This window comes from Staphylococcus sp. NWU MK-U1 (assembly GCF_033283505.1).
GTDB lineage: Bacteria > Bacillota > Bacilli > Staphylococcales > Staphylococcaceae > Staphylococcus > Staphylococcus haemolyticus.
On record NZ_JAVSMG010000002.1, the window covers coordinates 376,870 to 392,172 of the forward strand.

Annotated in this window: 5 protein-coding genes; all 5 read left to right on the forward strand. The window is 33.5% G+C overall.

What is annotated here, in order from left to right:
* Positions 1-143 precede the first annotated feature (143 nt).
* The 5 genes from SBL16_RS04940 to SBL16_RS04960 all read left to right on the forward strand — a co-directional run bounded on the left by SBL16_RS04940 (position 144) and on the right by SBL16_RS04960 (position 15,224).
* A complete protein-coding gene (locus tag SBL16_RS04940; RefSeq protein WP_107612147.1) occupies positions 144-782 on the forward strand; it encodes an SDR family oxidoreductase in 639 nt (212 codons plus the stop codon).
* A 232-nt stretch (positions 783-1,014) separates the two neighbouring features.
* The gene (locus SBL16_RS04945; protein ID WP_142813133.1) at positions 1,015-4,458 is read left to right on the forward strand and encodes a dynamin family protein; all 3,444 of its coding nucleotides are present in this window, start codon (positions 1,015-1,017) and stop codon (positions 4,456-4,458) included.
* Positions 4,459-4,474: 16 nt separating this feature from the next.
* Positions 4,475-5,353 (forward strand): 5'-3' exonuclease, encoded by an 879-nt coding sequence (locus SBL16_RS04950; protein ID WP_037537076.1) that lies wholly within the window; start codon positions 4,475-4,477, stop codon positions 5,351-5,353.
* Between the two features lie 388 nt (positions 5,354-5,741).
* Positions 5,742-11,213 carry a YSIRK-type signal peptide-containing protein gene (locus SBL16_RS04955; RefSeq protein WP_317953008.1) on the forward strand — a complete coding sequence of 1,824 codons (5,472 nt, stop codon included), beginning with the start codon at positions 5,742-5,744 and terminating at the stop codon, positions 11,211-11,213.
* Positions 11,214-11,603: 390 nt separating this feature from the next.
* Positions 11,604-15,224: a YSIRK-type signal peptide-containing protein gene (locus tag SBL16_RS04960; RefSeq protein ID WP_119472209.1), complete on the forward strand. Its 3,621-nt coding sequence runs from the start codon at positions 11,604-11,606 to the stop codon at positions 15,222-15,224.
* Positions 15,225-15,303: the final 79 nt, after the last annotated feature.

A 15,303-nucleotide genomic window follows, 5' to 3' on the forward strand; every position in this document is an offset into this window, starting at 1 on the left:
TTCTTAATGTATCTAATAATATTTAATTAATTTAATCAATTCATTAGCACTCTTATTATTACTGATGTAAAGTGATAGTAAGAGTGTTAAATATAGATACAAATACATAATTTTATATACATCTTAGTTAGGAGAGAAATAATATGCAAACAGTATTAATAATAGGCGCAAATGGTAAGGTCTCTATCGAGGCTACTAAAATATTTTTAGAGGATTCTAATTTTAATGTTGATTTATTTTTAAGAAATGCGCATCGAATTCCTGATTACGCATCAAATCGAGTAACAGTTTATGAAGGTGATGCAAAAAACTCAAAAGATTTAGAGCAAGCACTTGATAAAGTTGATGTTGTATTTGCTAGTCTATCTGGATCATTAGATATCGAAGCACAAGCTATTGTATATGCTATGTCTAAAAAAGATGTTAAACGATTAATCTTTGTAGCTGCCCCTGGTATTTACGATGAATTACCAGCTAAATTTAATGAATTTAATAAATCTCAATTTGGAGAGAAATTGATAAAATATCGTAAAGCTGCAGATATTATTGAAGCATCAACATTAGATTATACTATTATTCGTCCAGCATGGCTTACATTTAAAAATGAGACAGATTACGAAGTTACATCGAAGGATATTCAATTTAGAGGAACAGAAGTTTCAAGACGTAGTATTGCAAGTTTAGCTGTACGTATAGCGAAAAATCCAGAATTATATTCTAAAGAAAATATAGGTGTCAATAAACCAAACACTGATGGAGATAAACCAGCTTGGTTCAATTAACTATTCTTTATATTTGTTTCAAACTATTGTTGTGATAAAATTTAATAAATAGGTAGCGAGTCAGAAATAATAATTAAAGTTTTTACTTTAGTAAATATAATTTTTGTTGAGTAAACTTAAACAGTATATTTAATTTTAAATCTGCCTACCGGATTAAGAATAGCCTGTTACATTAAGTATGTCTCAGACTATTACTTTTTTATTTGAATGTTTGAAACAAAGGGGACTTAGCATGGCTAATAATGAACAATTAGATATTTTATATAAATTAAAAAAAGAAGTTGAAAAATCAAAAAATTCAACTTTAATACATACTATTAATCAAGTAATAAAAAAGGTATATTTAAACCAATATACCGCTTCTTTTGTTGGTCACTTTTCAGCGGGGAAATCAACATTAATTAATTTATTATTAGAACAAGATATTCTTCCAAGTTCACCAGTACCTACCACAAGTAATACTGCAATTGTATCTGTTGCAGATAAACAAGAAATTATAGCTAATTTAGAAAATCAACAATATACTAAATTAAAAACATATGACGAAGTCAAAAAAATGAATCGTTTAAATGTAGATGTAGAGTCTGTTGAAATTAATTTTCCTTCTTCAAAATTCAAAAATGGTTTTACGCTTCAAGATACACCTGGCGTAGACTCAAACGTAGCTACACATCAGTCTACAACTGAACAATTCATGTATACAAGCAACATTTTGTTCTATACAGTAGATTACAATCATGTACAATCTGCATTAAATTTTCAATTTATTAAAAGAATGAATGATGTAGGTATACCAGTCATTTTTATCATTAATCAAATCGACAAACATAATGATGATGAAATTACTTTTGAAACTTTCAAACAAAGAGTCAATAAATCAATAGAAGATTGGGATATTAAACTTACAGATATTTTCTATGTGACAAAATTCGATCATCCCGAAAATGAACTTTCACGTCTTTCTCAATATTTAGTACAGAAAGATAATTCTAGAGAACCAATTGAGGATTATGTAAATCGTACAGTTAAGTTTATTACAGAGGCTCAATTAGGATATATTCAAAATGAACTACAAGATATTCTAGAACAGCTAAATATAAATGAAGATGAATTTGAACAAGCCTATGCTAAATTTCAACAAAATCAAGCCGTTAGTGAAGAAGCTCGACTCTTAAATAATCCTGATCAATTATTAAGTTTTTTAAAACAAAAGCGAAAAGATATATTAGATAATGCATACATTATGACACATGACATGCGTGAAGATATTAGACATTATCTTGAAAGTATGAGTGATGATTTTAAAATTGGCGGCCTTTTAAATAAAAAGAAGAAAAAGCAAGAGGAACAAGAAGCACGTTTACAGAATGTTGTTTCTAAACTTCAAGACAAAGTTAATCAACAAATTCGACAACCCTTACGAGAGGACATGACATTTTTAACGCGTTTTATTAATAACTCTGAAGTTAATCATGATGTATTAAATCAACATTACGAAATAGATTCAAGTTTAATTTCCAATTTATATCAACCTCAAACGAGTATTAGTAATACTTATGTACTTACTTTTAGTGATGACGTGCTTAAAGCAATTACTAATTTTGTAGAAAAACAATCCAATCCGTTATTTAATCAAGCGATTGATCATACACAAGCGCAAGGTTTAACTGAAGAAACTAATGATGATCTACAGATATATGAACATTATATTGAATTACAAAATTTAAAAGAATCTCTAACAACTAAAAATTATCAACATTATTATATTCATATGGATGACTCTTTAGATAAATTAATAGGTAGAACTGAAGCAAACTATATTCTAGAAAGCAATGATCAAGTTTTAGAAAAAGAAGAGCAAGCGTCTGATGAAAATTTAAATGAGCGTAATACTAAAAAGGTTAACATTCAAGAAGCATTAAACATTATTGAACCTGTACCATTATTTGATAGAACAAAAATTGATATTAAAGATACGTTAGAACGATTAGAAAATAAACTTGTCAAAATTGGTGTATTTGGTACATTCAGTGCAGGAAAAAGTAGTTTAATTAATGCCTTATTAGGTGGGCAATACTTAGTCAGTTCACCAAATCCTACAACTGCAGCTACGACAGAATTATCTTACGGTGAGGATAGTCAAATCACACTTAAAACTGAAGAACAACTATTAAATGAACTTAATCAACTCATTGAATACCATAATGTTTCTTTCGAATCACTCGAAGCATTTGTCCAATCTGATGTACAACAATTAAAAAACAAATTAGAAAAGAACCAACTTGCTTTTGTAAGTGCAGTTCACAAACATTTTTCTATGTATAAAGATATGTTGGATGAAGGTGTGAAACATACGATTTCTCAAGAGGAAATAAAAAAATGGAGTGCTGAAGATGAGTTTGCTACTTTTGTTAAAACCGTGCATATCAATTTACCATTAGAATGGTTGAAAGGAAAAATAATCGTTGATTCACTAGGCTTACATTCAAACAATCAACGTCATACAAACGAAACTGAACAAATTTTAACTTCATCCGATTTAATTTTATATGTGAGTTATTTTAATCATTCATTTACAGATAATGATAAAAACTTCATCGAACATATGAAAGAGATGAATCAACTTAATGAAAATCAAGCATTCAAAATGGTTATCAATGCAGTAGACCTTGCAGAAAACAGTGATGATTTAGCTGCGGTAAAACATTACGTTAAAGATGCATTAACTCAAGTAAACTTGAAGTCAGATATCTTTGGTGTTTCAAGTAGACAAGCATTGAGCGGGAACGATGAAGGTATTAATCAGCTGCGTCATAGCATTGACCAATTTGTAGAAGTTGATTCAAATATAATTTTAGAGCAACAAATGGTTAAACAGCTTGAACAAATCAATATTTCTTTCGAAGAGATGATTCATGATTATAAAACTAACCAATCTCATATTGAACAACGTAAGCAACAATTGAAGAAATATCAAAATGAACAAAGGTTACCAAATCAATTGCTATTTACTACCGAACAACATACTAATAATGAAGTTGAAGATCAGATTTATCATTTAAATGGTAGATTAAAATTACAATTATTGGATGATGTTAAAAGTATATATAATAGTCAGATGACTCAAAATAGTGATTTTAATAATGAAAAAAAAGTTTCTTCTAAAGCATTTTTAGATCAAATACATCAACGACTATATTTAGAACAAAGTTTATTAATTGAACGAATCAAGAAATATTATAACCGTCAACTTAGCGAACAAGTCGCACCGACAATCCAAAAATTAAATCAATTACATGTATTTATTAATTCTGATTTTTCAATTATGCCTAATTTTACTGAAAAGGCATTCTTGCGTGTTGATTTAAATGACATGATTAATGCTTTACCTAAACAATTAACGAAACGTCGAATTTTGAATCCAAATACTCAACGAGAGTTACAAGAACAAATCAGTTCACATACGTTAGAGTTATTGCAAAATCAAATTAGTGAATTTAGACAGGCATTGATTCAGTATGTTGCTTCAATGAATAAAGAAGCTGAAGAGAAATTTGCGCAAATTGAGGATGCGATTCAAGATCAAATCGATGAATTATTATCATTTGATTTAGATAATACATTAATCGACCAATTACATATTGCGAATCAAAAATTAAACGCACTATTAAAATAGAAGGAAGGCACAAAATATGGAAAATCGTGTCCTATTAGTAGATGGAATGGCTTTATTATTTAGACATTTTTATGCTACAAGTTTACACAATCAATTTATGTATAATTCAAAAGGTATACCAACTAACGGAATTCAAGGTTTCGTTAGACATATCTTCACAGCAATAAATGAAATCAATCCTAGTCATGTAGCCGTATGTTGGGATATGGGACAATCCACTTTTAGAAATGATATGTATACTGACTATAAACAAAATCGTCCATCACCACCAGAAGAGCTTATTCCACAGTTTGACTACGTCAAAGAAATTTCAGACCAATTTGGCTTTATAAATGTTGGAATGACTAATTATGAAGCTGATGATGTGATAGGAACTTTGGCAAAAACATTTTCTGATAATAACGAGGTCCACATCATCACTGGAGATAAAGACTTATTACAATGCATTAATAATAATGTAGAAGTTTGGTTAATAAAGAAAGGATTTAATATTTATAATCGTTATACTTTAACTCGTTTTAATGAAGAATATCAGTTAAATCCACAACAATTAATTGATATTAAAGCGTTTATGGGTGATTCTGCAGACGGATATCCTGGTGTTAAAGGTATAGGTGAAAAAACAGCTCTTAAATTGATTCAAACTTATGGAAGTGTTGAGAATGTATTATCCAATATTGAACAATTGACTCCTGGACAACGTAAGAAAATTGAAGCAGATAAGTATAATTTAACTTTGTCAAAAAAGTTAGCCGAAATATATACTGATGTGCCACTAAATAGCATGGAAATTTATAGAGATATGGCTTATGCACATTCACTTAACCACATACTTTCAATTTGCAATGAACATGAACTTTATGTTTCTGGAAAATATATATCAACAAAATTATAATTTAGTACAAAGACTCAAGACCTATAATGTGTTTTGAGTCTCTTTTTCGACTAATTTATAACGCTCCTCAACATTTATACTTTTTTATTTTATTAAAATAAAATCTATTTCACACTCAATTAAATTAATGATACAATTAAATAGAACAACTATTGAATTGTTCATTTCATAATGATAATTGAAATTAATACCCGAGAGGAGTTGTGAAACTTTTGTCGAGTAATTTTTTATGTTCTAATGACTGACAAAAATTAAGACAATAAATACGGTAACTTAATTATCAATCCATTTGATATTGAGCTATGTGTTATCGGAATTACTTTTTTCAAAACTACTCATAACATCAACATCAAGAATATACAACATAGAATAGGAGAGAAGCGCATCAATGAATCATCGAGATAAACTACAGAAGTTCAGTATTCGAAAGTATGCAGTGGGAACTTTCTCAACATTAATCGCCACGTTAGTATTTTTAGGAACGCATACCGATCAAGCCCATGCGAATGAAAATATCAATACGACAGTTGAAAAAGCACAGCAAAATACTGAACCACAAGAATCCCGAGACAATAATAGTAATCCAAATGATGCAATAACAATTCAAAATGATCAAACTTCTGATCAAGCTGCAGAAATCAATAAGCAGTCAAAAGAAAATGACAACATAACTACAGAAAAAAATACTATAGAAACTCAAACAAGCGAAAAAGAAATTACTAATTCGACATCAACATCTATTAAAGAAAAGATGGAAGAAAAATCGCCAGTCACAAAAGATGAAAAAACAAATGAACTGAAAGAAAAATCTTCATCGATCGTAGGGACGCAATCTTCGAATCAAAGTAAACAACAAGTTGAATACTCTAGCTTAAACCCATCTAAACAAATTGATGATAAGCTAAACACAACTAAAGCATCTAAGTCGGATAATGAACAGAAGATTGAGGGCAAAAACGTTTCTAAACTGACTGTTCTTACTCAAGAAATTCAAAGTAAATTACCAGAAGTTGAAACTTTAGAACCTTCAAATCCTCACATTGAAGAAGCGAAAAAAATAATTGTAGAAAGTAATCATTTCACACAATCTAGTAATGTTTCGCAACAATCACTTTTAGATTTTATTACAAGATTAGAGCAAACACGTAATTCATTAGCAAATGTGATTACTCGTTCTCAATCAGGTAAACGCGATCCAAGAAACGGTCAACAAATGGAAAAAGGTACGAATTTTAGATTTACTACATTGAATGGCCGTTGGAATGCTGGAAAAAACGTCATTGTATATCAAAGTAACTATGCTTCATTACCTGATGGAAGAGCGCTTGGTACTGGTCAACAAAAAAACGGTGTAGAAAGTATAACTTCTAGAAAGACCGTCATGCGTGCTTATTATAAACATGAAGGTAATTCAAAATACTTAGTTTATGATGTATTCTTTAATAATGACGGCGTTAATTTTATATCACCTGGATCACAACAACGTTTAGGTATGGCTTTGCTGTTACCATATAAAGTAATGAAATTGAATTCAGATGATTCGTTCGCTAGCGATTCAGTTAGAAATCTATCTTATGCAGCTTACGAAAAAAGAAGTGGTAGAAATAGTCTATTAAGTGAATCACCTAGCGATTTTATTATCGATCCAGATAATAGTACGCAAATGATTGATATGCTAAGAAGTAATCAGCGTGATTTTGGTCATACAACATTTTATCTTAGTTTCGGTGTTCGTCCAGGTAGAAGTTTTAATTCTGATGCGAACGAATATTTCCACTCAAATAGAAATAATCCTGATTTGAGAAAAGCAGTCGAAGATCAACGAGGCATTTTCAGTGGATGGAACTATGGTATTGGTATTCAAGTAGATCCTAACCATCCTGAAGGTGCAAATCGTGCGTATCATATGCACCTTGAAGTTAAATTAAGAGATAATGTAACTACTGCCGAGCTAGAAAATGCTTGGTCATATGCCAATACAGCTGCTATGGGTGGTGTAAGTAAATCTGCTTATACAGTTTTATCAGGTCGTATATTACCTGAAGATAGTACACTGCCATCTATCGAGAATCAACCACCAGTGAAACCAACAATTAACTCTGATTTAGTAGGTAAAGCAACAACGACAACAGTTATTGATGTATCTACAGATCCAAATACTAAAGTCGAAATATTTGATAAAAATGGTAACAAAATTGGTACAGGTACAACTGGTTCTAATGGACATGCTTACATTACGCCAACTCGTCCTATACCTGAAGGTAACGTCACTGCTAAAGCTTATAATCACAGTGATGAAACAAAAGTTTCAACATCTGATCCTAAATTTGCAACTGACACAATTCCACCTACTACACCTGTAATTAACACACGATTAGTTTACAAAGCTGGTACATTAACACCAATTGATGTTTCTACTGATCCAAATACACATGTTGCATTAATAGATAAAAATGGACGTATTTTTGGAGCAGGTACAACGGATGCTAGTGGTCATGTGATTATTACGCCAGATCGAGTTATTCCTGAGGGAAATGTGACTGCGAAAGCTACAGATAATGCTTTACATCCGAATAGTTCTGTTTCGATTCCTGTTCAAGCGACAACGCTGATACCTGTAATGAAACCAGTCATTAATACAGATGTTGCAGGTAAAGCTTTCTCTACACCAGTTATCGACATTACATCTACACCAAATACACGAGTAGAACTATTAGATAAAAATAATAATGTCATCGGTCGTGGAATTACTGGTTCTAATGGGCATGTTAATATCACCCCAGATCATTATCTTTTCGAAGGTAATATCACTGCGAAAGCATATGATCAAACTGATGCAACTAATAATGCAACATCTGATCCAAGACATGTTACTGATACAACACCACCTAGAAAACCAGTAATTAATACTAATTTAGTTAATAAAGTAGGTACAAGAACGCCTATTGATGTTTCTACAGATGTATTGACTAGAGTAGAAATTTTTGACGAAAATGGTAAAAGTTATGGTGTAGTTCTTACTGGAATGGACGGTCACGGTATAATTACGCCAAGAGAGCCACTACCTTTAAGAAAAATCTATGCACGTGCTACAGATGGTGCAGAGACACCTAACTCAATCGATTCAGATCATGTACCTGTTACGGATACAATTCCACCTACAGTTCCAACTGTAGATACAGATTTAACAGGTAAAGCGACGACTTTAACTCCAATTACCGTTACAACTGATCCAAATACGAGAGTAGATTTAATCGATAAAAATGGTCATATTATAGGTACTGGCACAACTGACGGAAATGGTCATGTAATCATTACTCCTACAACTCCTATTGTTGAAGGTAATGTGATTGCCAAAGCTTATGATCCTGCTAACAACGTTTCAACGTCTGCACCTAGAAAAGCGACGGATACTACGCCACCAACTAAACCTAGAGTTACTTCACCTCTAGGAGGAAAAGCAGGTACGACTGATCCTGTTACAGTTACAACTGATCCGAATACGAATGTTCAATTATTAGATAAAAATGGGCAAATCATAGGTACCGGAACAACAGATAGTTCAGGTCGAGTGTCAATTACACCTACAAGACCTATTCCGGAAGGTAATGTTACGGCTAAAGCAATTGATAATGCGGAACATCCGAATAGTTCTACATCTGATCCTGTGAAAGCAACGGATACTACGCCTCCAACTAAACCTAGAGTTTCAACACCACTAGGTGGAAAGGCGACAACTTCAACACCAATTGAAGTTATTACGGATTCGAATACAAGCGTGCAACTTTTAGACAAAGATGGTCGTGTGATTGGTTCGGGTACGACTGGTGCTAATGGACGTGTTACAATCACGCCAACTCGTCCTATTCCTGAAGGTAATGTCACTGCCAAGGCGACTGATAATGCAGAACATCCGAATAGTTCTACATCTCAACCGAAAAAAGCGACTGACTTAACACCGCCGGTGAAACCTTCAGTTGTTGGAACTCTAGATGGAAAAGCGGGAACAAAAGATCCTGTTGAAGTAGTGACCGATCCAAATACGAAAGTGGAGTTACTGGATAAAGATGGTAATGTTATCGGTTCGGGTACGACTGATAACACGGGTCATGCGACAATTACACCAACGGTGCCTATTCCTGAAGGTAACGTCACTGTGAAAGCCACTGATAATGCGGAACATCCAAATAGTTCTACGTCTGATCCGGTTAAAGCAACTGATACTACGCCACCAACGGTTCCAACACTTGATACTGACTTAGTTGGCAAAGCTGGTACTCAAACACCGATTACAGTGACAACGGATCCAAATACTCATGTTGATTTACTTGATAAAGATGGTAATATCATTGGTTCAGGCACGACGGATAGTAATGGTCATGTCACAATTACACCGACAAGACCTATTCCTGAAGGTAACGTCACTGCCAAGGCGACGGATAATGCGGAACATCCGAATAGTTCTACATCTCAACCGAAAAAAGCAACTGACTTAACACCGCCGGTGAAACCTTCAGTTGTTGGAACTCTGGATGGAAAAGCGGGAACAAAAGATCCTGTTGAAGTAGTGACAGATCCAAATACTCATGTTGATTTACTTGATAAAGACGGCAATATTATTGGTTCGGGTACGACAGATGATACAGGTCATGTCACAATTACACCGATAAAACCTATTCCTGAAGGTAATGTCACTGCCAAGGCAACTGATAATGCTGAACATCCAAATAGTTCTACGTCTGATCCGGTTAAAGCAACTGATACTACGCCACCAACGGTTCCAACACTTGATACAGATTTAGGTGGTAAAGCTGGTACTCAAACACCGATTACAGTGACAACTGATCCGAATACTCATGTTGATTTACTTGATAAAGATGGCAATATCATTGGTTCAGGTACAACAGATAATACAGGTCACGTCACAATCACACCGACAAAACCTATTCCTGAAGGTAATGTCACTGCCAAGGCGACGGATAATGCAGAACATCCGAATAGTTCTACATCTCAACCGAAAAAAGCAACTGACTTAACACCGCCGGTGAAACCTTCAGTTGTTGGAACTCTGGATGGAAAAGCGGGAACAAAAGTTCCTGTTGAAGTAGTGACAGATCCAAATACTCATGTTGATTTACTTGATAAAGACGGCAATATTATTGGTTCGGGTACGACAGATGATACAGGTCATGTCACAATTACACCGATAAAACCTATTCCTGAAGGTAATGTCACTGCCAAGGCAACTGATAATGCTGAACATCCAAATAGTTCTACGTCTGATCCTGTTAAAGCAACTGATACTACGCCACCAACGGTTCCAACACTTGATACTGATTTAGTTGGTAAAGCTGGTACTCAAACACCGATTACAGTGACAACTGATCCGAATACTCATGTTGATTTACTTGATAAAGATGGCAATATCATTGGTTCAGGTACAACAGATAATACAGGTCACGTCACAATTACACCGACAAAACCTATTCCTGAAGGTAATGTCACTGCCAAGGCAACTGATAATGCTGAACACCCGAATAGTTCTGTATCTAAGCCAGTAAAAGCTACTAAACCTATTGTAAAATCAGGTAAAAAAGCTAAACACTATAAAACAAAAATATCTAAGAACCACAATTCAAAAGAGTATAGAAACCATAATTCAAATAAACCTAAAAATACAATACGTGGTGAAAAGAAAAATATAACTAATATAGGCGGTATTTCTAAAAATAAAGTAAAAGATTTACCAAATACTGGTATAAAAGAAACATCAAATAATTCTTTACCTTATTTAGTTACACTACTAGGTAGCTTTGTTTTACTAATTGGTAGAAGAAAAGATAACAACAGAAATAAGTAATTCTAATATAACTGCTAATTAGAAAATCCACTGAGATCTTAAATGATTTCAGTGGATTTTTGATTTCAAAAATTCATATTTTAATATTAATTTAACATTAAAGTATCTATTGAAATTATAATCATATCAATATAATTTGACGAAATATTTCAGAGACATCTATTAAAAACTTTACCCCGTTTATCAATAAATTAAAATGAGACGACTATTTTTAAATATCACAACATTTATTATTAAATGAATGATATAATAATATTATATAAATTAAATTTGATTTCTATATCTAGTATGATATTAAATTAATAGTTATGTGAAATGCGTTAAATTAAAATGTCATAAACAATAACTTTTATTAATTTTTACTAAAATAGTAAAGGAGAATATCGCACCATGAATCAACATAATCAATTACAAAAATTTAGCATTCGTAAATATGCAATCGGTACCTTTTCAACATTAGTAGCGACATTCGTATTTTTAGGGGTAAACAACGATGCACAAGCTAGCGAACATTTAAATCCCACTCAACAACTTACGAATAACAATCAAGAAAGTACAATTAACGAAAGTACAAATACGTCAATTCAACATTTAGCCAATAATCACACAGGTCAAGTACAATCAAATCAAGTCAATAACACTAATAATGAAGTTAAATTAAATAAACAAACTAATAATGATTCAAGTGTATCAAATCATCCACAAAACATTCACACTAGAAAAAAAAGAGCTTCTAATTCAGATGAAACTGATTTCACTAGAGTAGTTACAGGAACAGTCGAAGATTCTTCTAATCCTGCAACAAACCCTTCATCACCAACTACAAATGATCAGCAAGCACCGCTTATTAAACCAACTTTTGTTACAAGTGTGGGCTATGCAGCTAATACGAAAAGGCCAATTGAAATATTGACTTCACCTAATACTGAAGTAGCACTATTGGATAAAGATGGTGCAACAATGGGTACTGGTAGAACAAATGAAACGGGTCATGTCACTATTACTCCACAGCAGTGGATTCCCAAAGGTAATGTTTCAGCAAGAGCCACTCGTGGTAGGGAAAGTGTTACATCAGATCCTGTGGAAGCGTTGAATACAGACCCTCAACATAGACCATTTGTAATCGAAGTTACAACTGATCCTTTTACAAGAATTGAATTAAGGGATAAATACAATAAACCTTTAGGGGCTTCAAGAACAAATGATAAAGGTCATGCTTACATTGTACCAACTAGACCTATTCCAGAAGGTAATGTAACAGCTGTAGCTACTGACGATAGTGGAAATTCATCTACTTCAGATCCTAAGAAAGCTACCGACACTACACCGCCTGATAAACCAATTATTCATACAAATTTAGTAGATAAAGTAGGTACAGTAACACCAATTGAAATTACTACTGACCCTGCTACTAAAGTTGAATTATTTGATAAAGATAATAATTTATTAGGTAGTGGAATGACTGATCATACTGGACATATTACAATTACTCCAAATAGACCATTGGTTGAAGGACCATTAACGGCAAAAGCAACAGATGATGCTGAAACACCAAATAGCAGTTACTCAGACCCAGTAAATGTAACAGATTTAACACCACCAACATCACCTAATCTAGAAACTGACCTAACTAGTAAAGCTGGTACTCAAACACCGATTACAGTTACAACAGATCCTGACACAGTTGTTGAATTGTTTGATAAAGATGGTAATAGTCTGGGATCAGGAACAACTGATTCTACTGGACACGTAACAATTAAACCTAATCGTCCGATTCCGGAAGGTGATGTAACCGCTAAAGCAACTGATAACGCAGAACATCCAAATAGTTCTACTTCTAAGCCAAAAAAAGCAACGGACACAACGCCACCAATCATTCCAATTTTCAATACAGAGATAGGTGGCAAAGCTGGTACTCAAACGCCAATCACTGTTACGACTGATCCTAACACAACTGTTGAATTGTTTGATAAAGATGGTAATAGTTTAGGTTCTGGTGAAACAAATGGTTCTGGACAAGTGACAATCATACCGAATAAAGCAATTCCTGAAGGCAATATAACTGCTAAGGCGACTGACCATGCAGAACACCCTAATAGTTCTATCTCTGAACCAGTAAAAGCGACTGATACAACACCACCTACAAAACCATCTGTTGTGGGTAACTTGGATGGTAAAGCTGGTAGTACTGATCCTGTAGAAGTAACTACTGATCCAAATACTAAAGTTGAACTTTTAGATAAAGATGGTAATGTGATTGGTTCTGGCATGACTGATAGTACTGGACGTGCGTTTATTACACCAACTAAACCTATTCCTGAAGGTAATGTTTCAGTTAGAGCAACAGATAATGCGGAAGTACCTAATAGTTCAATTTCTGATCCAGTAAAAGCGACTGATACGACGCCACCAAATATACCAACATTTAATACGGATGTTTCTGATAAAGGTGGAACTCTAACACCAATTTCAATTACGACTGACCCCAATACTCATGTTGATATTATTGATAAGGATGGTAATATCATTGGTTCTGGCACTACAGACGGTCAAGGTCACGTAACAATAACGCCAAATGTTCCAATCCCTGAAGGAAATATTTACGCAAAAGCGACTGACAATGCAGCACAACCAAATAGTACGACTTCACAACCTTTTAACGTTATCGATATAACACCGCCAATAAAACCAACAGTTCCTGGCGGATTAACAGGTAAAGCCAATACACAGGATCCTATTGAAGTTGTAACAGATCCAAATACGCATATAGAAATATTTGATAAAGATGGACAACTCATTGGTACAGGTGACACGGACCAAAATGGTCATGCTTTTATTACACCTACAAAACCAATTCCTGAAGGTAATGTAACGATTAAAGCTACAGATCATGCTGAACATCCAAATAGCTCAACATCCGATCCAATCGAAGCTACAGACACAACGCCACCTTCAGTACCTAAAGTGAATACAGGTCTTAACGGAAAAGCAAATACTTATACACCGGTTTCAGTATCAACTGACCCTAACACTAAAGTGGAATTGTTAGACAAAGATTTCCATGTTATTGGCTCTGGCGTTACTGATGAAAAAGGTAATGCGATAATTACACCAACAAAGCCAATTCCTGAAGGCAATGTTTATGTGAAAGCAACTGACAATGCAGCACAACCAAATAGTTCGGTTTCTAAACCTGTTAAAGCAACTGATACAACACCACCACCTAAACCAGTAGTAAAAGGTAGTATGAATGGTAAAGCAGGTACTAAAGATCCAATTGAAATTATCACTGAACCGTACATTAAAGTAGAAATACTTGATAAAGATGGACATGTCATTGGCTCTGGAAAAACTGATAAAAACGGTCATGTAATAATTAAATCAAACAAACCATATCCTGAAGGTACAATTATTATTAAAGCTACAGATCATGCTCAGCCACCGAACAGTTCATTCTCAGATCCAATTAAAGTAACTGATACAACGGCACCAACTGAACCAAAAATTCATACAACACTGATTCATAAAGCAAATACTAAGACGCCAGTGAAAGTTACAACCGATCCTTATACACTTGTTGAATTATTGGACAAACATGGACATGTCATTGGTAAAGCTACGACTGATGGTAACGGAAATGCTACTATAAAACCAACAACACCAATACCAGAAGGTGACGTAACAGTAAGAGCTACTGATAATGCTCAACATCCTAATAGTTCTTTATCTAAACCAGTTAAAGCAACATTAGCTCATAATGATAAAGCACATAAAGATGGTCGTAATACTCATAATCCAAATCAAAAAGATTCAAAACACAATAGTGGAAATACAGATGATCAAGGTGATAATTTGAGAGGCTATAATCAAAATGATAGCAATCAAAATACTGTAGGCTCTTTACCTAACACTGGTTACAACAATAGTGAATCATCAACTGCATTCTTAATGACTTCACTATTGAGTGGGATCGCATTATTATCAAGAAGATTTAAAAAAGAAGAGAAGTAATGGCTTTTTTAAACGACTAAAAAACACCCCTCTATTTAATTTCAAATTAAATAGAGGGGTGTTATGTATTTAACTAATG